The organism is Paenibacillus sp. FSL L8-0641 (assembly GCF_038006265.1).
Taxonomy (GTDB): domain Bacteria; phylum Bacillota; class Bacilli; order Paenibacillales; family Paenibacillaceae; genus Paenibacillus; species Paenibacillus polymyxa_D.
Map to the genome: position 1 here is coordinate 5423738 of NZ_JBBOUW010000001.1, position 23339 is coordinate 5447076.

The following is a 23339-nucleotide window of genomic DNA, read 5'->3' on the forward strand; positions in this document are numbered from 1 at the left end:
TTCCGTATGTTACTACTTAAAGTTAACTTGAAGTCAAGCATTGTCTCGTTTTGAAACGAGAATTATTATGTATGAACAGAAGCGGTCGGTAGCTTCTGGACGGTAGGGAGATTCACTTACAGAGCTAAAGCCTCTTCCGTAATCTTCTTGATATCAATGGATAAAGGCGTTTCTTCCTTGACCATATCGGGCAGGATATTTTCCAAAAAATACTCAACGCAGTGTAATTGAATATTCTTGATTTTTACAAGTGCATTACGGTACATGACTATAAATTCTTTTTCCGTATTTCCCCGCTGAAGTTCTGCAAATGCTTCGTATACCTGATCCATCTTGTCCGCAACTTCAAGGATTAAACCTTCTACAGAATCATCTTTACCTTCCCTTAGCTGTTTGCGAAAAATAGCCTTAAAATCCTCGGGAATATTCTCTTCAATAAAATACTCAATCATACCCTCTTCGACCTGTTGGATTAATAATCGTAGTTCCTTAGAGGAGTGCTTAACTGGCGTTTTGATGTCTCCAATAAAAATCTCCCCGTAATCGTGACTGCTCGTAATCTCGTATAGCTTTTTCCAGTCAATACGGACACCATTTCTCTCTTCAATATCAGCCAGCGTTTTGGCGTATTGTACGACTTTCCAAGAATGTGCCGATACGCTGTGTTCCTCGAATTTAAACTTACCCGGACAACGGATGATTCTTTCCAGCTCATTTAGCGACCGAAAATACGTGTGAATCCCCATCATTGCATCCATCCTTTAATATATATATGAGATAGTCAATCTAAATCCCACTATAAACCTCAACTATTAACAGCAGATTATCGCAATATCAAGTGGAATTCACACATGTAGCATATACACAATTTTTGCTATACACTTTATAAAAGAGGAATTTGCAAAATCCTGAAAAAAATATAAAGTGGTGAATTCGTTGTTCAAAATCTTATTAATTGAAGATGATGAAACTTTGTTCCATGAAATGAAGGATCGGTTAACTCAATGGAACTATGATGTGTATGGCATCCAGGACTTTAATAAAGTCATTCAGGAATTCACAACGATAAAGCCTGATCTGGTCGTGATAGATATTCAATTGCCGAAATTTGATGGGTTTCATTGGTGTCGAATGATTCGATCCCACTCTAACGTCCCCATCCTCTTCTTATCTTCACGGGATCATCCTACGGATATGGTGATGTCGATGCAGCTTGGAGCGGATGATTTTATCCAAAAACCGTTTCATTTTGATGTACTCATTGCCAAATTACAGGCGACACTCCGCCGCGTATATAATTACAATACAGAACCTGTCTCCCTTAAAACATGGTGTGGCGCAACGGTCGACTATGAAAAAAATGTAGTAGCCAATGAGACTGGCTCCATCGAATTAACCAAGAACGAGATCTTTATTTTGAAGCTGCTGATCGAACAAAAAAATAAAATTGTTGCACGTGAGGAATTAATTAAAAGCCTCTGGGATGATGAACGTTTTGTCAGCGACAATACCCTGACCGTCAACTTGAACCGCCTGCGCAAAAAATTGGACGAGCTGGATTTGGGCCGTTTCATTGAAACGAAAGTCGGGCAAGGCTACATGGCTACAGAAGAGGCACCTGCCTATGATTAAAAAATACCTTATAGAGAGGCGGAGCTGGATTCTACTGTTTGTGTGTCAGCAATTCCTGATCCTGTTCATTGCTTATGTGGATGCAGCAATTCCGTTAATGCCGATTCTTTATATCGTCTTCTTATCTATGATGATTTTCTTGGTTTTTTTAATCATTCGTTATCCCAAGGAAACCAAGTTCTATACCACACTAGAAAAATGGGAGAGTTCTCTTGAACTAACGGGTATAGGCGAACCGGAGAGTCCGTTTGAGCAAATCATTGAACAAAAAATCACGGGCCAGAACGAACGGTTACAACAGATCATCTCGCAAAATCAATTGACACTTGAACATGAAAAAGATGAACTATTATCCTGGATTCATGAGGTAAAAACACCTTTGACCACCATGCATTTGATGATTGAGCGGTTGGACGACAAGTCCCTAAAAGCTCAGTTAACCTATGAATGGCTACGAATTCACTTACTGCTGGATCAGCAGCTCCATCACAAACGAATATCTTTTATTGAAAATGATCTGTATGTCGAGCAAGTGGATTTAAAATCTCTGGTTTTTAAAGAGATCAAAGCATTACAGTCATGGTGCATCCAAAAGGGGATCGGTTTTGACATCCAACTTGAGCACATGGAAGTGCTGAGTGATGCCAAATGGCTGGCTTTTATCATCAGACAGCTCTTAACCAATGCCATCAAATATAGCGATGCCAGTGATATTATCATTCACAGCTATGAACAAAGGGATCGAATACAGCTTGAGGTTCAAGACTTTGGACGCGGTATTGATCCGAAGGATATACCGCGTATCTTCGAGAAAGGTTTTACCTCCACAACCCAACATTCTGATCACACTTCAACGGGTATGGGGTTATATTTAACGAAAAAGGCAGCACAAACCTTGCTCATACATATAGATGTGCACTCCAAACCGAACGTAGGTACAACCTTCACTTTAATTTTTCCCAAACGAAATGATTTCGTGAGTGTGGTAAGCATGTGACAGAGATGTCACATGCTTTTATGTATTGTTCGCCCAATCAAAGGAAAAACATCGGCTCTATTTTTATAATAAGGCTACAAGAACAATAAGGAGTGCATCGAAGTGAACATTTTAGAAGCTCATAAAATCCGTAAAAGCTACGGTAATAAGTTCAATATGCAGGAGGTTTTGAAGGGAATAGATATCCTTATTGAAGAAGGGGAATTTGTCAGTATTATGGGAGCCTCCGGTTCAGGTAAAACCACATTGCTGAATGTTCTTTCCTCTATTGATAAAGTGAGCCAAGGTTCCATTAGAATCAATGATATCGAAATGACGAAAATGAAAGAAAAGCAACTGGCTGAATTTCGAAAAGAGCATTTAGGCTTTATTTTTCAGGAGTATAATCTGCTGGATACGCTAACGGTGAAGGAGAACATCCTCTTACCGTTATCCATCACCAAAACGCCTAAGAAAGAAGCCAACCGAAGATTTCAGGAAGTGGCTACAGAATTGGGGATTTATGAGTTGAAAGATAAGTATCCCAATGAAATTTCGGGTGGACAGAAACAGCGTACATCAGCGGCCAGAGCGTTTATTCATGAGCCCAGTATTATTTTTGCCGATGAACCTACGGGTGCACTGGATTCCAAGTCGGCTTCCGATTTATTAAACAAGCTGGGCCAGTTGAACCAAAAACGCAAAGCAACCATTATTATGGTCACGCATGATCCTGTCGCTGCCAGCCATTGCAGTCGGGTTATTTTTATTAAGGATGGGCAAATGTATACGCAGCTTCACAAAGGCGAGCAGGAAAGACAAAGCTTCTTCCAGGATATCATGAAAACCCAAGGGGTCTTAGGCGGGGTCCAATATGAACATTAATCTGCTCATTCTAAAAAATTTGAAAAAAAACCTGAAAAATTATTACCTTTATGTTTTTGCCCTCATTTTCAGTGTTGCACTCTATTTCGCTTTTGTCACACTACAGTACGATCCCTCCATGGACGAAGTGAAGGGGTCTGTTAAAGGTGCAGCTTCCATACGGGCAGCTTCCATTTTACTGGTCGCTATTGTCTGCATTTTTCTTATGTATGCCAATAATATTTTTATAAAAAGACGAAGCAAAGAAATTGGCCTATTTCAATTGATCGGAATGACTAAAAGTAAAATTTTTCGCATCCTGAGTGCTGAAAACCTAATTTTATACTTTAGTTCCCTCTTCATTGGGATTGGGGTTGGATTCTCCTTTTCCAAATTAGTGATTATGATTTTATTTAAGACGACGGGCGTCGAAGCCATTGCCACTCTATATTTCTCTAACCAAGCACTGACTCAAACACTCATCGTTTTTGTTGTCATCTACCTGCTGATCATGCTCATGAATTATTCTTTTATCAAAAGACAAAGTATTTTGTCCTTGTTCAGAGTGACCTCAACCACCGAAGGGAAAATCAAGAAAATATCGATCTTTGAGATGATCATCGGGATCATTGGCATCTCTCTCATCGCTTTAGGTTACTATGTTTCCTCCAAATTATTTGGTGGAGACTTTACATCCATAAATGAATTGTTTATGGCTATGGTGTTTATTTTGGGCACTGTCATCATCGGAACACTCCTTTTTTATAAAGGATCTATCCGCTTTATTTCCAATATCATCAGAAAGAGTAAAGGCGGCTATTTGAACATTAATGAGGTGCTATCTCTCTCATCCATTATGTTCCGCATGAAGTCCAATGCTTTGTTGTTGACCATTATTACGACAGTATCAGCACTTGCCATCGGTTTACTTTCCTTAAGCTATATCGCCTATTATTCTGCGGATCAAGCAGCTGAGGACAATGTACCTTCCCATTTTGCCATGACGAATGTACCGGATGCGGAGAAATTCAAAGCGTTACTTCATGAGCATGATATAAAGTATCGTGAAAAGAAAATTGAAGTGATTCAAGTCAGTGTGAAGACAGCGCAAATTATGGAGACTCCTATGGAACAATTAAATGATGGTACGGATTCCATGACACTGCCTGTCGTAAGCGACCAATCTGTGGAGGGTACGGATGTAACTCCAGGCCAAACGGTTTTAACGGGCTATAATGATATGTTACAGAAATTCATGTCCTTGAAAGACTTTGGCCCCTTGGATTTGAAGGGGAAAACAGAAGTCATACCTCAACAATATGTGGGTCTAAAAAAGGATTATGTCATTCCCTACTATTTTGCAGCCGGGGGAGTACCCACTGTCATTGTAGACGAAACCATCTTTGAGCGGTTAAAGAAAGATGTAAATCCTGAGATTCAAAAGAAATCATCCTTATATATTGGAATTGATATGATAAATGCAGAACAGATTGAAGAAGCCAATCGTCTCTTTGCAGCTGCGAATTTTAATGATCAACAAACATCCCGCCTTGAAATGAGCAGCAATCAGAAGCGGAACATGGGAGTGATCATGTTTGTAGTTGGCTTTTTGGGACTCACCTTTCTCATTACATCAGGCTGTATCCTTTACTTTAAGCAAATGGATGAGAGCGAAGATGAAAAAGCCAATTATACGGTGTTAAGAAAGTTAGGGTTCACCCAAAGTGACCTGCTTCGAGGTATTAAAATAAAACAACTCTTTAACTTTGGCATTCCATTAGTGATTGGCCTATCACACAGCTATTTCGCCGTTCAATCCGGCTGGTTCTTATTTGGAACCGAAATTTGGATGCCTATGATTATCGTTATGGTGCTGTACACCGCCTTATATTCCATTTTCGGGATACTATCCATCCTGTATTATAAAAAGGTCATTAAATCAGCATTATAATCGGCAAAAAGCAAAAAAGCCCCAGGCGAAAGTGCTGGGGCTTTTCCAAATATTTGAGCATTTTCGTTCCTACATGTACAATAAAATAACTATCATCGTAACCCCAAGGGGGGGAGCTTATTTTATTATTACTCATCAATGGCATCGGCATCGTAGCCAATATCATACTCGCTTCCTTTATAGGTGCGGCTATTTTTATGGGAATTGTTTTTTTCCTAATTGGCTTGCCTGAGTTTAAAAAATCGCCGACACTTACGAAAAAGGCTAAAAAAGATATCGCCTATATTATGTCAACCCTATTAACTCTTGTTGTATTCATGGTTATCGTTTGCTGGAATATCCGTGCCTCAGGTGATTTGATGCTAGCAGGTCCGCTAACACCGCAAATGAAGTTTCACTGGGGACAAAAGGTGTTGATGCTAGGGTTACTGGAGGGCTTATGGTCTGTCATCACCCTAAAATGGCTATTACCCATCTTTTTTGATCCGCTGGATCTCAGTAAGAAGCAAATCCTCGTTCTAGTGAGCGGGATTGTATTTAGTGTGGGTTCAGGAATTTATGCCATACTTGGAGCTAGTTAATGGTTCGCCTCTACAGAGGCTCGTGTGAATGCTTAACGCAAAGGTTCAAAACCCTCTGCTTGCTTAAGAATCCGCTCAATTTCCGCGCATGTCTCCGGTTGCAGCGTCACTTCGACTGCTTTTACATTTTCCTCAATTTGTGCCGGTTTAGTAGCCCCAATAAGTGCAGCGCTGATACCCGGTTCTCTCAGAATCCAAGCAAGCGCGAGCTGTGACAGGGTAACACCCAAATTCTTCGCCAGCTTATCCAGCTCCTGGACACAGTTCAGAACGGTATCGTTCATGTAACTGCTGATGACATTATTGACAGAGGCATCAGCCCCGCGGCTACCCGTCGGTAAAGGTTGTCCAGGCTTGTATTTCCCCGTGAGGACCCCTTGGGCCAGAGGCGAAAATACAATTTGGCCGATGCCTACCTGCCCGGATACCGGAAGTACCTCATGCTCGATGTAACGTTCGAACATATTATAGATCGGCTGATTGGCAATCAGCGGGCGCAGATTCAGCCTTTTTCCAATCCCATAAGCATCCATGAGCTGGGCAGCACTCCATTCGCTGACAGCAGCGTACAGAATCTTACCCTGAGCCTGAAGGTCATCGAGCGCTCGCAGCGTCTCTTCTAAAGGAGTGTCTGGATCATAACGATGACAAAAGTACATGTCGATATAATCCGTACCCAGACGCTTCAGACTCGCTTCACATTGCTCCATAATGTGCTTGCGTGACAGTCCCCTGTCATTGGGACCGGTATCCATAGGGAAGTACACCTTGGTAGATAATACATAGCTATCTCTTCGATAGGACTTCAAAGCAGCTCCCATAGCCTTTTCGCCTTCTCCCCGGTTATACGCGTTCGCGGTATCAAAGAAATTAATCCCGAGTTCAAAGGCTTTGGCAATACAGGTATGAGCTGCTTCCTGCTCGGCGGCTGTACCGTACGTCAACCAGCTCCCCAAGCCGATTTCACTAATTTTAAGACCACTGTTGCCTACATTTCTATATTTCATATCTACTCCTTCTTTCATAAGAGAATTATATTTTTATATTTTAACATGTAAACCCTTTCATAAAATCATTGATAAAGGATTCATGGAGTTACATGAAGGATATCTACCACCCTGACTGTTAGGGTGGTAGATGCTTTAGTTTCACAATTTCAAATCATGTCTACTTGCTTCCTACAGGAAAAAGCGCATCATATGCAGGACAAGGCAGTTTGTCGAGAAACTCCTGAAGCTGCTTCGGTTTATTTTTGTAAATATCCTTTAAGGATGTTCCATCATAAATATTGCCGATGACCACAGGATGGCATAGCTCACAGATCAGAATGTCCCCGTTCCCGTGCAGATGGAGCTGTTTTTTACCATCAACACAATTGGAAAAATACACACCCGGCTGTTCCTTGAAACCCAGTGCTTCTGCGAAACGGTCCATACAGGTGAAATACAATACAGTATCATCTTTTTTATGTGCAATCAGGTCATGAACGGAACGGACGAGCGCTTCCTTGGTGGAAATAGCGTTCCAGTTGGTATGATCCATCACAATGCTGTTTTGGATTTCATGGATGCGCACACCGAGATCATATACCATTTCGCTAATAGCTGGCATGTTGTTTTGTGTCTCCGCAAACAGCAACGTCTCCAACACCGTTTCCAGCTTGGCCTCGGTACATAACCGGATATTTTGAACAATTTTCTCATACATGCGAGGATGAACATGATAATATGCTGCATATTTATCAGCATCCGTGAAGTTGAAGGAGATATGAATGTTGGAAAGACCTGCATCACGCAGTTTCTCAATTCGTTCAGGGCTGAGCAAGCTGGCATTGGTGTTGAGCTGGGTAGCGATTCCTTTGCTCGAACAGTGAGCCACAATGTCCAGACAATCCTCATACTTCAGGGTCACTTCTCCCCCGGACAGTCGCACACGTTTTAACGTTGGAATGTCATCAATAATATCAATGACCTCTTTGCTGCTAATGCATTGCCCATCGTTCCGCTGATATGCGCAGCAGTAATCACACTTGAAGTTGCAATTAGAGGTGACCCCGACTTCCAGTCCCTCCAGCTCGTAGATGCCCGGCTTTTCCAGTTCAAGTGCTTTATATTTGTTCTCTATACTCACTTTCTCATGATCCTCCCGATCTCAGGCTTGTGTCTTGAATTCCCCTTGAGATTATATAGAATGGGACGGTTTGTAGATATGACATTGGTAACGGCGAACCGTTGCATAAGTAGCGTCATGTTTTGGGTAGGGAACTGCAGAAAAAGCGCAGAAAAGGATTGGCAGCATATTGTTAAATAGTAAAAAACTCAATGTTAGAGGGTTACAACCGCCTAGCTTATGAAACAGTAACTTATACTATTCCCCGTTTTTTTCTTCCCTCAATACATATACTATATCTCAAAATTGTATTCTTAGGGGGAGAGATGCGAAGATGAAAAGGTTAGTTTATGCATGCATGCTTTCTTTACTTCTTATGACTCCGATACAAATCGTGGGAGCAGCTATAAATACAGCGGAAGCTAGACCAGTTAAACCAGAGTTACTAAGTTCTCTTCGTCAGGGTGGATACATTCTGTTCGTTAGGCACGGTGAAGCAACGCTAGGAGAAGATCAACCTAATCTCGTCTTCGGCGATTGCTCACTCCAAAGGAATCTTTCCGAGGAAGGTAAAAGACAAGCCTTACTTTTTGGGGAAAGGATAAAGAGCTTACAAATCCCCATTCAAACCCCAGTTATAGCAAGTCCCTTTTGTCGAACAAGGGAAACGGCAGAATTAGCTTTTGGAGCAGAAAATGTTCATGTAGATCCCTTCTGGGTTAGAATTTACAATCTAAGTGGTGATGTAACCGCAGCAGAGAAGGAAAGTACATTAGCCGAACTGACTTCTGTGTTAGAGAAAGTTCCACCTTCTGGGACCAACAAAGTTATCATTGCTCACAGTTTCCCTCAAGGCATTGGTTTGGGCGAGATTCCGAACTTGGGTACTGTAGTTGTGAAGCCAAGAGGACAGGGAAACGGTTTTGATATTGTAGACAGGATATCTTTTGCTGAGTTGTCGACTGTGCCGTGAGAAAAATTTGCGGCTTCAGACAACACAGTGAACCATGCATAGTTTTCATTTCCAAATCCATACTGAATATATCTGTTGGTAATGGAGGCGGGAATTGTGGATAAAAGGATGAATCTGCTTATGTTCAGCGGCGATTATGATAAGGCAATGGCTGGACTGATTCTGGCAAATACAGCGCGGGAATTGGATGTGGATGTGACGATGTTTTTTGCGTTCTGGGGATTATCACTGGTTCGTGATCCCGAGAAGATGACGCTTGAGGATAAGACGATTTACGAGAAACTCATGGACTTGATGACGCCCAAAGGGCCTGAATCCTTACCGCTGTCCCATATGAATTTTAGTGGTCTGGGCAAACTGATGCTAACGGAAATGTTGGAAGACAATGAAGCCCCAAAGCTGATCCACTTCCTAAAAGGTGCCCGGAAGAAAAACGTCAAATTTTATGCCTGTAAGCTATCGGTGGATATTATGGGTTTTAAACCGGAAGAATTTATACCTGAACTGGAAATTATCGAGGCCAAAACGTATCTAAAAGATGCGCTCGAATCCGATATGCAGTTGTTTATATAGGATAGACTTGCGCCTTATCCGGCTGTTGGATGAGGCTTTTATTGTGACTAAATGATGACACTCGCCTATTTTTTTTAACCCATTCGGACCTACTTACGTACCCTAAGAAGACAGAACGACTTGGGAGGCGCCGTATGCTCATGGCTCGAATTGGAAGCAGTAATTGTAGGTATCAGCCTTCTAACGAGGCTTATTTCCAAAGGTATCGCGAAAGTACAATCGGATATCACCAGACCTTTGAATCTCCATATGGACAAAAAAAGCTGATTTATGCGGATTGGGCAGCCAGTGGCCGTCTGTATGGACCCATCGAGTCGAAAATAGCTCATGAATTAGGCCCTTTTGTGGCGAATACGCATACGGAGTCTAATTTGACAGGAACTCTGATGACCCAAGCCTATGAAGAAGCGAAACAAATCATTAAGGGCCACGTTCATGCCAATGAACATGATATCATCCTGTTCGCCGGGTCAGGTATGACAGGTGCAGTGAATAAGCTTCAGCGGCTATTAGGATTGAAAATACATGAAAAATTAAAGCCCCTCTACCCCATCGCCAAAAAAGAGCGCCCCGTTATTTTCGTTACACATATGGAGCATCATTCCAATCATATTTCCTGGGCAGAAACCGTTGGAGACGTTGTATGTCTTCCTCCGGGTCCCGGCGGGATTGTCGATCCAACTCATCTCGAACGACTGCTGCTTCAATTCCGGCATCGCCCTATCAAAATCGGCGCCTTTACCGCCTGCTCTAATGTTACAGGGTTCGAAGTACCGATTTACCAGCTATCTCGCAAAATGCACGAACATGGCGGCGTTTGTTTCATTGATTTTTCAGCAAGCGCACCTTATGCCGAGATTAACATGCACCCCACAGATCCTCTCGAGAAACTGGACGGGATTGTATTTTCACCCCACAAATTTCTTGGGGGTCCCGGTACAAGCGGCGTTTTAATTATGGATTCGAGACTATGCCTTAGTTGTGCTCCGGATCAGCCCGGAGGGGGTACAGTTAGCTGGACCAATCCTTGGGGTGGATACGAGTATAAAGATAATACTGAAGCCCGTGAGGATGGAGGAACCCCTGCCTTTCTACAGGCCGTTCGAACGGCGCTCTGCATTCGGCTGAAAGAACAAATGGGATACAACCGCATGTTGGAGCGAAAAAAGGAACTGACATCATTATTACTAAAAAGCTTGAGTACCATACCAGGACTACACATTTTAGGAGGAAGCAGCCAAGAACGAATGGGAATCGTTTCTTTCGTTGTCGGTCCTATTCACTATAACCTGATCGTAAAACTATTGAATGACCGGTTTGGTATTCAGGTCCGGGGCGGCTGCTCTTGTGCAGGCCCCTACGGACATTATTTGCTGGGCATCGACCCCCAAACGTCTAAACAAATGACAGACCTGATCGATGCAGGAGACTTATCTCGAAAACCGGGCTGGGTGCGTCTGTCGCTCCATCCCATGATGACGAATCAGGAAGTCTCCTATATCGCCTCTTCCATACGGGCAATCGTGGAAAACATCGTGACCTGGCAAAAAGATTATACCTATCAACCAGAATCAAACGAATGGAGATCTATAAATGAACATAACAAAATAGACATCAGCAAATGGTTCAATTTTAGCGATTAAGAGACTCGTGTCCGTTCCCTTCTTTCAAAACTCTCATAGAATACTCTGTAGGATTACTATATGAGGAAAGAAGTGACGACAAATGGGTCTCAATTTTCGCAACAGTACCAATGCGGCTATCTTTGTGGTCTTTGCCTATCCGGACTTCAGCTGTACTCCTGTTAACTATTCTAAAGCAGGCTGGTACCGTGTTAACCCTGGACAGACTATTCAGGTTTGGAGCGGCTTCGCAGGAGGGAATACGTTCTTTTATTACGCTGAAGATGATTTTGGACGCGAATGGCGGGGTTCATATTTCACTCAAGTTCCTGAGAATGCCTTCAATTGGTGCTGGGATACAGGTTGTACCACTTGTAGAAGCGTGGGACTGCGGAGAATCGCAGTTAGTCCATTCGTCTTGGACTACACCATCAACTTTGTAACGAGCAGCAGTCAAAGAAAACCTGCATCATCCACACTCCGCATGACATTGCCTTCCAAGGCAATCCAAGAGAAACCTATCCTGCGCAGAGTCCCTGCTAAACCTAAGAGACTAAAACAAGGTAAAACCCTGTTGCAAAAGCGCATCACGCATAAAAAACGGACAAAATAAAAAATGATCTGATCAGCTCATATATAGATTATTTTAGAGTTAAGAAAGGAGCGGCCATATCGCTCATGGTCTGCCCCTTTCTCCTTTGTCTACTGAGATCAATCCACCTATTTACTCTCGGATTCCCACTTGGATATCTCTTCACGAACCCGTGGTGCTACCTCTGTTCCCAATAGCTCAATAGCTCTCATGACATCGTCATGCGGCATCGTACCGACGGGCACGTGCAACAGAAAACGTGTAATGCCTACCTGTTTACGGAGATGAATGATTTTCTTGGCAACCGTGTCTGAATCACCTACATATAACGCTCCTTCAAAGCTGCGTGCGGCATCGAAGCTGGAGCGAGTGTAAGGGCCCCAACCGCGTTCACGCCCAAGCACATTCATGCTCTGCTGAGTGGAAGGGAAGAACTTATCCGCTGCCAGCTCAGTAGTCTCTGCGATAAAACCATGTGAGTGTGATGCAACCGGAAGCAGCGATGCATCATGACCGGCATGCCTCGCGGCTTTTTTATATAGTTCCACCAACGGGGCAAACTGTACAGGGCTACCCCCGATAATCGCCAGAACCAATGGCAAACCGAGCAATCCTGCACGAACCACAGATTCCTGATTCCCCCCACTCCCAATCCATACGGGCAACGGATTTTGAACTGGACGCGGATACACGCCCAAATTGTGAATTGCAGGCCGATGTCCGCCCTTCCAGGTGACTTTCTCGGATTCTCGGATTTTCAATAACAGCTCCAGTTTTTCATCAAATAACTCATCGTAGTTATCCAAATCATACCCAAATAACGGGAACGATTCGATAAAAGAGCCCCGGCCTGCCATAATCTCAGCTCGTCCATTCGAAATGCCGTCCAGTGTAGCAAAATCCTGAAACACACGTACGGGATCATCCGATGAAAGTACCGTAACTGCACTGGTTAACCGAATCCGTTGGGTCTGTGCAGCAGCAGCAGCGAGGATAACAGCAGGTGCAGATGCCGCATAATCTTTACGATGATGCTCCCCGACGCCGTACACATCCAGCCCTACCTGATCTGCAAGCACAATCTCCTCGACCACTTCACGTATTCGTTGTGCGTGACTGATAACCTCCCCCGTTTGGGGATCCGGCGTTGTTTCTACAAACGTGCTTATCCCTATCTCCACTTGCTCTACCCCCTATTTTCATGTTTCATTCTCATTCGGCTGCTTTCGAAGCCAATCATTTTAAAAACCGATATCTTTATATTGAACCTTTTTCGCATCTTTTTCAAGCTCTCCTTTTCTGAGTCTGAAAATCAGCCAAGGGAAGTGTCAAGATTCGCCGCAGGAAAAGAAGTCTCTTTGTCGAATATTGTATGGAACAAAGAAGTTTCCCATCCCCACACCATGAATACAACAAGGAGGCACTTACATTTATGGCTTTTGTTATTAATAATTTAAAGGATAACAGCAATGTTGCTATCACTGACCAATTAGGCGGATTTACGGTACTGGAATACATAACAGATTTGAGCTGCACCTCGGTTGCGGCTGCGCAAGACAATTACTATATGAGCAAAAGTAACATGCGCCGCAAGCAACTCATGATCGAAATCAACAATAGTGAGATTATGATGAAGGCGGGAGCCATGCAATATACTGTGGGTAGCATGGAAATGACTACCGGTGTAAAAGGCGTGGGAGGCTTAATGCGAAACTTGGTGTCCGGCGCTGTAACAGGGACAGGTGCCATTAAACCGCACTATAAAGGCACGGGTACCATTATGCTGGAGCCTACCTACCAATATATTTGGCTTATTGATGTCGACAATGATGATATTGCCATCGAAGACGGCTTGTTTTTGGCTTGTGACACGACGCTGGACATATCCGTCGTTGCACGTAGTAATCTTTCCTCTGCCGCACTGGGTGGAGAAGGGTTATTTAATTTAAGCGCCCGCGGAAAAGGAGTTCTGGCACTTCAAGCGCCAATCCCTTCCGAGGAAGCGGTCGTTATAGAATTGCAAAATGATGTGCTGAAGGTGGATGGTAACTTTGCCCTCATGTGGTCCAATACCTTACAGTTCACCGTCGAAAAATCTGGAAAAACCAAAATGGGCTCGGCTGCTTCCGGCGAAGGGCTGGTAAATGTGTACAGGGGAACAGGAACCGTATGGTTAGCGCCCTTATAAACAAAAAAAGGAGAAGCCCTCGGCTTCTCCTTTCTTACATTTTAATTCTTTTTTACAAACTCCGATTTTAGCTTCATTGCTCCAAAACCATCAATTTTGCAGTCAATATCGTGATCGCCATCCACCAGACGGATGTTTTTTACTTTGGTGCCGATTTTTAAGACGGATGAGCTTCCCTTCACTTTAAGGTCTTTAATGACAGTTACAGAGTCACCATCCTGCAGAATGTTACCATTCGCATCTTTGACGATCTTAATGTCTTCACTGCTTACCGCTTCTGACTCGGTAGACCACTCATGAGCGCATTCCGGACAAATGAAAAGACTGCGATCCTCATAAGTGTACTCTGAATTACATTCAGGACAATTTGGTAAATTAGACATGGTATTATGTACTCCATTCATTTTCAAATTCTACTGCTGTGCTAAGCTTCCCTGGATAGACCAAGCTTGCTCCAAGTCTTCCTTGGAGTTCCCTACAAGTATATTGGATAATCCGTCACGATTCCACTCATGGATGAAACTAATCTGAGTATTGTTGCACCTCATATGTAAGCGTTCTGTCTGCTGAAAATGTCCATAGGTGAACATATAACTAAAAACGGATGTTGCCTAGGTAGGCAGCATCCGTTTTACGGCACGTTTATTATGCTTGGATTTGCTTGATTAGTTCACTAATTCCTTGGCTAAGCGGTGTAAGGGGGCGTTTCAACAGCTTCTCAAAATCGCTGCTTACGACATCCAAGGCTCCTTCACGAATCGCTTGTTGAATACCAACCACAATAGGGATTGCTCCTTCTGGGACTCCCGCACCGAGCATAACCTCGGCATACGTAGCATCATCCACCTGCTGGACAGGAACGTTTTTGCCCAGAACCTCAGCAAGTACCGCTGCAAACTCTTCTTGGGTAATCGGCTTACCGGAGAGCTCGTATATTGTATTCTCATGTCCTTCACCAGACAAAACATTTGCAGCTGCTTGCGCATAATCTGCGCGGGTAGCCCAACCTACTTTACCGGACCCTGCCGAGGTTAGCCAAGGAGCACCCGCGAGTACGGATCGGATCGTGCCTGTCTCATTCTCCAGATACCAATTATTACGCAAGAAGGAATAAGGAATACCTGACTCGCGAATGAACTCCTCCGTAATGCGATGTACGGGCGCAAGAAATAGAGTGCTGTCAGCGGCATTGGCAGCGCTAGTATAAGCGATGAAGCCTACTCCAGCACGCACAGCAGCATCAACAGCCGCTTTATGCTGACGAATTCTAGTATCATTATCCCCGTCAGCGGATATAATCAGCAGTCGATCTACTCCAGCAAACGCTTGATCCAGCGTCTCCGGTTTATCAAAATCACCGTGACGAACGTCAACGCCACGAGACCGTAAGTTCTCTGCTTTTTCTGGATTTCTTACGCTAACAATAAGATCGTTTGCGGAGACAGATGTAAGCAACGTATCTACCACGATGGAACCCAGTTGCCCTGTTGCTCCTGTTAATGCGATTTTCATATGAAATCCTCCATTCAGATTTTATTTACTTTTATATAGTAACTAAAAATATAACACATGTCTAATTTAGAGTCTAAAGGTCTGCTTTGCGGGTAAGAGTGGGTAACCCAAACTTTCCCCTAGAGAAAGGAACATGTATATGAAGAAAGCTATGATCATTGTAAATCCCTCTTCCGGCAAAGAGGAATCCCTCCAACATGTCAGAAACGTAGAAGAAACTCTACGTGATCAAGGATACGTTGTTACGGTTAAAGAGACAGAGAAGGAACTGGACGCCACCCGTTTTTGCGTTAATGCGTGTGAGGAAGCTTGTGACCTAGTCGTTTCCATCGGTGGAGATGGCACACTTCACGAAACCATCAACGGTTTCATGGATCAAGACCACCGTCCAAGACTGGGGATTATCCCCCTTGGGACAGTCAATGATTTTGCCCGTGCCTTGCAAATTCCGCTAAGTCCCGAGCTGGCGATCCGTACACTGACTTCTGCCCGCGTGAAAAACGTAGATATGGGCCTCTTAAACGGCCGAATGTTTGCCAATGTTGTTGCTACAGGTTCGCTTGCTGAATCGCTATCAGCTGTATCGTCAGACGATAAATCCATGTTTGGCACATTTGCCTACTTCAAAGAAGGCATGAAAGAGCTTATCAGCCATCCAGCCCACTCACTTATCGTCCGCTATGATGACAAGACCTGGGAAGGAAAGTCCCCACTCTTTTTGGCCACGTTAACCAATTCAGTTGGCGGATTCGAGAAACTGGCACCCGATGCGGCTGTTGACGATGGTCTGCTTCACTGCTTTATTTTTAAAAACCTCAATATATTGAACACCGTGACGGCCAGCATATCCTTATTTTTAGGCAACCTGAAGGATCATAGTGATATCGTTTACTTTACTGCAAAGCATGTAAGTGTCAGCTCCGCAGAACCGGTCAGTACGAATGTAGATGGTGAGGAAGGGCCGTCTTTGCCTATCGAGCTTGGTATTTTACCGCGTCATATCGAGGTAATTGTGCCGGAAGGGGTCTAGGTCATGCGGTGCTGGTCCTCAAGCTTGAGGATCATACTCGCTCAATTTCCCCTCGTAGATCAAATGGAATCGATCACTTTGCCGAAAATCGTCTGGCGTAACAAGAGCGGGCAGTTTGTTCCATATTTTTATGCCGGATCGCTGTAAAATTTCCGCGACGAATTGCGAACAAAAATAAGAATTGCTGAACTCGACTGGTTCTTTGAGTGCAATACCAATCAAACCCAGTAAGTTATACATATATTTTTGACGACTTCGGATAAATACATGTAAAACTCGCTTCATTTTTTCAACTTCACGGTCGGTTACTTGAAGTTCGTAGATAACACATGTTGTATTCGGAAATCTGCTGTATGTACCTGTCTTAATATCCTCTTTCACGAAACCACCATCCAGAGGGTTATTAGGGGTCTTTCTTCCGAAGCTGTATAATTCCGAAAGTTCCCGGTTGAAGGAAATGGAGGCGTGATTATATGGCGCTCTCGTATAGCTTTTAATGACTCTCGTAAGAAACGTTCCCGTATTCGTAAGCAAGATAAAGACGGATTGATCTGCTACCATTTACGAAATTTCCCCTTATCAAGTTTGAATTATTCCTTCATAATAACATAGGAACCCTAATGGAACCCTATTTCGCGATAAGTTGGTGAGTGGTAATGGACAGTTCGCTATTTACGTTAATCCTTATTTTTACAGCCTTATTGGTCATCCATCTGATTTACATAGTAGTAGTCAAAACACAACCAGACAAAGACTATGCAGGGATTGGGCTTCGCATCAAGACATGGTGGGGTATGTTCTTTATCTTTTGCTTGGCAACTCTTTTCAATCCGATTGTTTCACTGCTTTCCCTGATGGCACTCACCTTTTTTGCGCTAAAAGAATACTTTTCCATGATTAGATCCAGAAAAGCTGATCGCAGATTGTTTCTATGGGCGTACTTGGCGATTCCCGTACAATTTTATTGGATTTATATCGGGTGGTACGGAATGTTTATTGTTTTTATTCCTATCTATGTATTCTTACTGCTACCGCTCCCACGATTGATCAACAAAGGAACGGTTGGTTTTTTGCGCAGTGTCAGCTCGACCCAATGGGGACTCATGCTGATGGTTTTCGGGTTGAGTCATCTGGCCTATTTTCAGTTTGCTACGCCGCAATACGGAGCGAAACTTGTACTTTTTCTAGTGGTACTGACGCAGCTCAATGATGTCGTACACTATCTAGCATCACTCTATTTCGGAAAGCGGAAAATCGTCCCGACATCCAATCCCAATATAACTTGGGAAGGCTTTGCACTCGCTTTTCCCGTAACTATAGCGGCTTCCTATTTCATCTATCCTTACCTGACGCCGTTTGACCTGAAATTTGGAATTATTTTCGGCATGCTGATCAGCTTGAGCGGTTTCTTCGGCAGCTTAACGGTTTCCGTGCTGAAGCGAGATTTATTAATCGGCGATGATGATAAGTTCGATGCTTTGAAAAAAAGCTATTTAAGCCGGGTGGATAGTTTGACCTACACCTCACCCGTCTTTTTTCACGTAATTCGTTATTTTTTTGACTTTATGTAGCGATTACCTCCGCAATACTCCGCTTCTCATCGGTTTCATTTTGGTTAGCCGGGGTAAGTACTACCGTACCGTAAGCAGTCCTTATCCTAGAAAACGATCTTGAGGAGGCGTTAGAAATGGCAGAGCACAATCATGTTGTGAATAAGGAAGGCGAAGTGGCCTTGAACAAGGTAGATGACGTATTAAATCGGATAGACGACAACAAAAAGGATAACATTCTGGGCAGCTTTGATTCATTCAAAAGTTATTTGAGCGACAAGATTGAAATGGCTCAAAATATTGGTTTGAATGAAGAATTGATCGCAAAAGCAGCTGAGAAGATAGCTGGATATCTGGCAGCCAAAGAAGAACCTCGAAACAGCGAGGAGAAGCTCCTCCAGGAGCTGTGGAAAGCGGGGGACAAGGAGCAGCAGCATGCGCTTGCCCATATGCTAGTACGCGTGGCTCAAACCTCGTATGAATAGTGATGATGAAACACAATATCTCGCTATGAAAAGGGCAGCCTATCCTCACCTAAGGATAGGCTGCTTTCGCGTTTACTACCGTTGCAGTGCGTTCCTGATTCTGCGAACCCCTTCACGAATTTCATTTTCCTTTAGATGCCCATAGCCCATGAGCAGCCGGTTCCCTTCAAGCTGTGCCGCAAATACATTTTGACTATGGAGACATTTCGGCAAATCCTCTCGGAACGGGAACTGAAACTCTGCTACCAAATGTAAACCCGCCGATCGGCCACACACCCGATATTGCCCTGTAAAATGCTGCTCAAGGCTATCAAGCAGGACTTGACGACGCTTGGCATACACTTTCTTCATCTTATGTACATGTTTATGAAGGAGTCGCTTCCTGATATACCGACTCAACACAATTTGCTCCAGGCTCGCCGTCTGGTAATCCGCCAGTTGCTTTAAACGGATAAAATCAGCGACTCGTGACGAGGGAAGAACAATATAGCCGATCCGCAGCGCGGGGAATAATATTTTGCTAAACGTCCCGACATATAGCACCCGTTCTGGGTCCAGACTCTGCAAGGAGTGGACGGGCGCCCCGTCATATCGGAACTCACTGTCATAATCATCTTCGAGCAGAAGACATCCTGTCCGGGCTGCATACTGAATTAGCTCGATCCGCCTTTGGATCGGCAAGATACCCCCCAGCGGGAACTGGTGCGAGGGTGTCAGATATGCCAGTTTGGGGTGTTTCTTTTGCGGCAGATCGGCTGTTATAACTCCCGAATCATCAACAGTCATACTCCGAAGTGTGGCTCCTGTGGCCGCCAGAATGCTTTTTAAATCTTCATTTGTCGGTTCCTCTACCAGGGCTTCATCTCCAGCTGACAGTAACAGACGGGTGACAAGCTGAATCGCTTGTACTGCTCCGCTAGTGATTACAATATGTTCCGGGCTGACTTTCACTCCTCTGGTGTGACTCAAATAGTCGGCTAGCTCCCTGCGTAACTCAGGCTCTCCAGCAGGATCGCCATAACCTAGTGCCAGATCAGGAGCCTCTTTGCATACGCTCTGAAGCAAGTCAGCCCATGATTTGCGCGGAAATAATTCCAATGCAGGAAGGCCTGTCCGGAAGGAAATTACCGACATCTCATTTGAATATGCAGATTCCACTGCAGACGCAGACGCCTCGATAGGCGGTGCGGATACATAACCTGGAAGGACGGCCCCTTCGGCTACATAGGTTCCTGAACCTGAGCGCGCAATGGCTAAGCCTTCGGCTAGCAGCATTTCATAAGCTTCGAGGATAACATTCCGGGAAACGTTCAACTGTAAGGCCAGCACCCGGGTCGAAGGAAGTCTATACCCTGCATTCAGTTCTCCAGCTAAAATACGGTCCCGTATTGCTTGATATACCTGACGCAGCATCGGAACTGTCACATTCTTATCGATAGATAACCACATAGCTACCCCCCAAGCGGTACTGTCGAAAACCTCTTCAACTGGATCTACAAGTGCCCAGTTTCTATTGCTACAGTATATATCAATATCTGTACAAGAGGTGAGATAAAATGAACAAACCAACCTTTTCGACTTACATGGAATTAGTGATCGCCACTTCCATTGTCGGCAGTTCTGTGGTAGTCGGCAAACTGGTCGTGATGCAGCTGCCTGTTTTTTTATCGCAATCTGCCAGTCTGGCTGTTGCCCTTCTGTTCTTGGTACCCATTGTATTCATCAAGAAGTATTCATTAAGGATCAGCAAACGGGATGCCTTAATCCTGTTCATTCAAGCACTGGTCGGCATGTTTCTCTTCCGTGTCCTAATGCTGTACGGGCTGGCCTACGCCTCTGCTTCTGAAAGCGGAATTTTAACTAGCTTAACCCCAGCTATTGTTGCACTTCTTTCGTATGTGCTGCTGAGAGAAAAGATTACGCTCCGCCCCGGACTAGGGATTGCCTGTTCACTGCTCGGTGTTTTGGCACTACAAGCACCTCACATATCGGCGCTCTGGTTCAATGCTCCTAACGCAACCTCGTTCATTGGCCCGCTGCTTGTTCTGTCTGCTGTGTTCGGAGAAGCGGCACTGACAGTGTTACGCAAGATGCTATCCAGCCATGTCTCTTCCCTGCTTGGAACCATGTATATAACACTCTTTTCATTCCTCATGTTCCTGGCTTGTTCCTTTGTGGAGGCCCAACAGTTCAACTTTAACCACGTTGGTGTAGGGGAGATTGGGCTAGTCTTATATTATGGTATCTTTGTCACCGCATTAGGCTACGTATTATGGTTTAGGGGTGTATCAAGAGTACCTGCTAGTACAGCAGCTGTATACACGGGTTGTATTCCCGTCAGCACACTGCTGCTGTCCTATATCATCCTCCGTGAATCCTTCTCATTTGCTCATCTGGCTGGTGCAGGCTTTGTATTTCTCGGCATCATACTTATATCACGCGGTGAACGCCGCTGACTCACGCAAAGACCTTCTCAAAAAAAGGCTCCCGGCTGAAACTTCGGGAGCCTCTTTTCTTTATTTTAGGTTCTTATCGCATTGAATTAATGCACCTGATCCAGCAATTGATATGCTTCTTCCTTCGTAGTAACTGCCAGAAGCGCCTCTCTGAAATGATCGTCCATCAGCTTACGCGATAACATTTGCAGCACTTTCAGATGCGCATTTTCCTTGTTGTTGCGCGGTACGGCAATCATAAAGATCAGTTTTGCTTCACTTCCGTCTGCACTATTCCAGTCAACACCGCCTTGCTTGATGCCAAATACCACGCTTGGCTTCAGGACAGCTTCCGATTTGCCATGAGGAATGGCAATATTCATTCCAATGCCTGTTGATCCTTCTTCCTCTCTGGCTAATATCGCCTGTTTGAAATCACTGGCAGAGCTTACAGCTCCAGTTCTCTCAAGTGCTCCGATCATTTCATCAACCACAGCATCTCGTGTCGTTCCTTCCAGATCCAAATTAATCAGATCCATCGTTACAATATCCGTCAGTTTCTCAATGTGAATGCCTTGCGAAGACACGGCTGGCCCGTTACTTGTGACAGTTGTTGAAACTGATGACTCCGCAACGGCCGTTGTAGTAATCGCAGATTGTCCAGCTCCTGTGGTAGAATGTCCAGGCATCGCTTCCCCAGCAGCATCCGGAGTTACAGTTGCTGCAATATCTTTTTTCAGCAGGCTCACCAGGATAACCGACACGGCTGCGCCAACGATAACGGCGATGAAGAACATAAACACATGGTCCACTGCACCAAGCACAGCTACAATCGGTCCACCATGAGCTACCTTGTCACCTACATTCCCCAACATCGCAATGACTGAACCGACCATGGATCCTACCATGATACTAGGAATAACACGCAGTGGATCTTGCGCCGCGAATGGAATCGCACCTTCGGTAATCCCGAACAACCCCATCGTAAATGTTGCCTTCCCAGCCTCACGTTCTGCAGGTGCAAATTTACGTTTGTTGAGCATCGCTGCAAGTCCCATCCCAATTGGCGGGATACAAATCGCAACAGCGATTGGCCCCATAATTTCATAATTTCCTTCGCCGATCATGGCCGAACCGAATAAGAATGCGACTTTGTTCACAGGGCCGCCCATATCAAAGGAGATCATCGCACCTAGAATCAATGCCAGTAGAATTGAGCTTGTACCTTGCATACCTGCAAGCCAACCCGTTAAAGCTTCAAACAATTGTGCGACTGGAGCACCAATCACAAAGACAAAGATTAATCCAACAATTAACGATGCCAATACAGGGATAATAATAATAGGCATGATCGGCTGTAACGCTCGCCCAACCTTCATTTTCCGAATACCCAGCGCAACATAACCCGCCAGGAAACCAGCGATAATGCCGCCGATAAATCCGGCCCCCGCCTCACTTCCATAAAAACTGCCGTTCGCAGCAATGAATCCGCCAACCATACCCGGTGCAAGCCCCGGTCTATCTGCAATGCTCATCGCGATGAATCCAGCGAGGATCGGTATCATAAAGGTAAATGAAGCCGAACCGATATTCTGAACCGTCTTCCAGAATGAACCGTCCGGTATAACCAGACCGCCTGGTGTCTTCTCACCGCCAATTGTCAACGCAATGGCAATGAGCAATCCCCCAATGACGATGAAGGGTACCATATAGGACACACCGTTCATCAGGTGGCGGTAGATGGGATTTTGCTTCGGTTTGTTCTCCTGTGAGCTACCTTCGGCAGAACGTGACTCTGCTTGGTACACAGGTACATTACCCTTCATCACCCGCTGGATCAATTCTTCCGGACGGCGAATGCCATCCTGTACGCCAACGACCAGCAGTTTCTTACCGACGAAGCGGTCTTTAACCACCGTTTTATCCGCTGCAATAATAATGCCATCTGCCTCACGGATCTCCTGCTCGGTCAGTTGATTTTCGACTCCAATGGAGCCTTGTGTCTCGACCTTCATCTCGATGCCCAGCTTTGCTGCTGCCTTTTGCAGATTCTCAGCTGCCATATACGTATGTGCAATTCCGTTAGGACATGAGGTAATCGCCAATATCTTCATAGTCATTCCCCTTCTCTCTGATGTTTCCGCTTACATTGATAGTATAAACGCCTATCCTGCTATTATCGGGTGAACTTTTTACCGGAACTTTCGGAAAAACGGAATTATACCGACAAAAAACAGGACTTAACTATAAGTCCTGCTCCAGAGCA

23 protein-coding genes are annotated in these 23339 nt (G+C 44.5%); 14 read left to right on the forward strand and 9 right to left on the reverse strand.

The window, feature by feature from the left end:
* Window positions 1–116: 116 nt before the first annotated feature.
* The gene (locus tag MKY16_RS24515) at window positions 117–746 is read right to left on the reverse strand and encodes a YfbR-like 5'-deoxynucleotidase (RefSeq protein ID WP_209947909.1); all 630 of its coding nucleotides are present in this window, start codon (window positions 744–746) and stop codon (window positions 117–119) included.
* A gap of 190 nt (window positions 747–936) precedes the next feature.
* Here MKY16_RS24515 and MKY16_RS24520 point away from each other — a divergent pair, with 190 nt between their 5' ends.
* From MKY16_RS24520 to MKY16_RS24540, 5 genes are all read left to right on the forward strand, one after another.
* Window positions 937–1632 carry a response regulator transcription factor gene (locus MKY16_RS24520; protein WP_029518848.1) on the forward strand — a complete coding sequence of 232 codons (696 nt, stop codon included), beginning with the start codon at window positions 937–939 and terminating at the stop codon, window positions 1630–1632.
* Complete coding sequence (locus MKY16_RS24525) at window positions 1625–2629, forward strand: sensor histidine kinase (RefSeq protein WP_029518849.1); 1005 nt, start codon at window positions 1625–1627, stop codon at window positions 2627–2629. Before MKY16_RS24520 ends, MKY16_RS24525 begins: the two co-directional genes overlap by 8 nt.
* Before the next feature lie 102 nt (window positions 2630–2731).
* A complete protein-coding gene (locus tag MKY16_RS24530; protein WP_069012292.1) occupies window positions 2732–3493 on the forward strand; it encodes an ABC transporter ATP-binding protein in 762 nt (253 codons plus the stop codon).
* The gene (locus MKY16_RS24535; RefSeq protein WP_029518851.1) at window positions 3483–5423 is read left to right on the forward strand and encodes an ABC transporter permease; all 1941 of its coding nucleotides are present in this window, start codon (window positions 3483–3485) and stop codon (window positions 5421–5423) included. The genes MKY16_RS24530 and MKY16_RS24535 overlap by 11 nt, the downstream gene beginning before the upstream one ends.
* 197 nt (window positions 5424–5620) lie before the next feature.
* A complete protein-coding gene (locus MKY16_RS24540; RefSeq protein WP_318627764.1) occupies window positions 5621–6004 on the forward strand; it encodes a hypothetical protein in 384 nt (127 codons plus the stop codon).
* 32 nt (window positions 6005–6036) lie between these two features.
* Here MKY16_RS24540 and MKY16_RS24545 read toward each other — a convergent pair whose 3' ends face one another.
* Together MKY16_RS24545 and MKY16_RS24550 are read right to left on the reverse strand one after the other, a co-directional pair.
* A complete protein-coding gene (locus tag MKY16_RS24545) occupies window positions 6037–7011 on the reverse strand; it encodes an aldo/keto reductase family protein (protein ID WP_069012295.1) in 975 nt (324 codons plus the stop codon).
* 160 nt (window positions 7012–7171) lie between these two features.
* Window positions 7172–8134 carry a radical SAM protein gene (locus MKY16_RS24550; RefSeq protein WP_340957450.1) on the reverse strand — a complete coding sequence of 321 codons (963 nt, stop codon included), beginning with the start codon at window positions 8132–8134 and terminating at the stop codon, window positions 7172–7174.
* A gap of 313 nt (window positions 8135–8447) precedes the next feature.
* Here MKY16_RS24550 and MKY16_RS24555 point away from each other — a divergent pair, with 313 nt between their 5' ends.
* The 4 genes from MKY16_RS24555 (at window position 8448) to MKY16_RS24570 (ending at window position 11894) form a co-directional block, all read left to right on the forward strand.
* Window positions 8448–9086: a histidine phosphatase family protein gene (locus tag MKY16_RS24555; RefSeq protein WP_340957451.1), complete on the forward strand. Its 639-nt coding sequence runs from the start codon at window positions 8448–8450 to the stop codon at window positions 9084–9086.
* Window positions 9087–9182: 96 nt separating this feature from the next.
* A complete protein-coding gene (locus tag MKY16_RS24560) occupies window positions 9183–9659 on the forward strand; it encodes a DsrE/DsrF/DrsH-like family protein (protein ID WP_029518856.1) in 477 nt (158 codons plus the stop codon).
* 134 nt (window positions 9660–9793) lie between these two features.
* On the forward strand, window positions 9794–11302 hold the full coding sequence (locus tag MKY16_RS24565) for an aminotransferase class V-fold PLP-dependent enzyme (protein WP_069012298.1): 1509 nt from the start codon (window positions 9794–9796) through the stop codon (window positions 11300–11302).
* Window positions 11303–11384: 82 nt separating this feature from the next.
* Window positions 11385–11894: a DUF1036 domain-containing protein gene (locus MKY16_RS24570; protein WP_029518858.1), complete on the forward strand. Its 510-nt coding sequence runs from the start codon at window positions 11385–11387 to the stop codon at window positions 11892–11894.
* Window positions 11895–12001: 107 nt separating this feature from the next.
* Here the strand turns inward: MKY16_RS24570 and MKY16_RS24575 are convergent, their stop codons facing one another.
* Entirely contained in the window at window positions 12002–13054 is a 1053-nt protein-coding gene (locus MKY16_RS24575) for an LLM class flavin-dependent oxidoreductase (RefSeq protein ID WP_069012299.1), read from the reverse strand.
* A gap of 251 nt (window positions 13055–13305) precedes the next feature.
* Here MKY16_RS24575 and MKY16_RS24580 point away from each other — a divergent pair, with 251 nt between their 5' ends.
* Window positions 13306–14061, forward strand: a complete 756-nt coding sequence (locus MKY16_RS24580; protein ID WP_029518860.1) for an AIM24 family protein — start codon at window positions 13306–13308, stop codon at window positions 14059–14061.
* Between the two features lie 41 nt (window positions 14062–14102).
* Here the strand turns inward: MKY16_RS24580 and MKY16_RS24585 are convergent, their stop codons facing one another.
* Entirely contained in the window at window positions 14103–14444 is a 342-nt protein-coding gene (locus MKY16_RS24585; protein WP_029518861.1) for a zinc ribbon domain-containing protein YjdM, read from the reverse strand.
* A 262-nt stretch (window positions 14445–14706) separates the two neighbouring features.
* Window positions 14707–15573, reverse strand: a complete 867-nt coding sequence (locus tag MKY16_RS24590) for an SDR family oxidoreductase (RefSeq protein ID WP_340957452.1) — start codon at window positions 15571–15573, stop codon at window positions 14707–14709.
* 139 nt (window positions 15574–15712) lie between these two features.
* Here MKY16_RS24590 and MKY16_RS24595 point away from each other — a divergent pair, with 139 nt between their 5' ends.
* Entirely contained in the window at window positions 15713–16603 is an 891-nt protein-coding gene (locus tag MKY16_RS24595; protein WP_340957453.1) for a diacylglycerol/lipid kinase family protein, read from the forward strand.
* An 18-nt stretch (window positions 16604–16621) separates the two neighbouring features.
* On the opposite strand, the gene MKY16_RS24600 is transcribed toward MKY16_RS24595, so the two are convergent.
* Window positions 16622–17164 (reverse strand): hypothetical protein, encoded by a 543-nt coding sequence (locus MKY16_RS24600; protein ID WP_023991046.1) that lies wholly within the window; start codon window positions 17162–17164, stop codon window positions 16622–16624.
* 95 nt (window positions 17165–17259) lie between these two features.
* On the opposite strand from MKY16_RS24600, the gene MKY16_RS24605 reads away from it, so the two are divergent.
* On the forward strand, window positions 17260–18174 hold the full coding sequence (locus MKY16_RS24605) for a phosphatidate cytidylyltransferase (protein ID WP_340933732.1): 915 nt from the start codon (window positions 17260–17262) through the stop codon (window positions 18172–18174).
* Between the two features lie 116 nt (window positions 18175–18290).
* Entirely contained in the window at window positions 18291–18638 is a 348-nt protein-coding gene (locus tag MKY16_RS24610; RefSeq protein ID WP_069012304.1) for a DUF3243 domain-containing protein, read from the forward strand.
* Window positions 18639–18713: 75 nt separating this feature from the next.
* On the opposite strand, the gene pdxR is transcribed toward MKY16_RS24610, so the two are convergent.
* Window positions 18714–20087 carry a MocR-like pyridoxine biosynthesis transcription factor PdxR gene (gene pdxR, locus MKY16_RS24615; protein ID WP_340957455.1) on the reverse strand — a complete coding sequence of 458 codons (1374 nt, stop codon included), beginning with the start codon at window positions 20085–20087 and terminating at the stop codon, window positions 18714–18716.
* Between the two features lie 107 nt (window positions 20088–20194).
* On the opposite strand from pdxR, the gene MKY16_RS24620 reads away from it, so the two are divergent.
* Window positions 20195–21094, forward strand: a complete 900-nt coding sequence (locus tag MKY16_RS24620; protein WP_340957456.1) for a DMT family transporter — start codon at window positions 20195–20197, stop codon at window positions 21092–21094.
* Window positions 21095–21180: 86 nt separating this feature from the next.
* Here the strand turns inward: MKY16_RS24620 and MKY16_RS24625 are convergent, their stop codons facing one another.
* Window positions 21181–23187 carry a PTS fructose transporter subunit IIABC gene (locus tag MKY16_RS24625; RefSeq protein ID WP_340957458.1) on the reverse strand — a complete coding sequence of 669 codons (2007 nt, stop codon included), beginning with the start codon at window positions 23185–23187 and terminating at the stop codon, window positions 21181–21183.
* Window positions 23188–23339 lie beyond the last annotated feature (152 nt).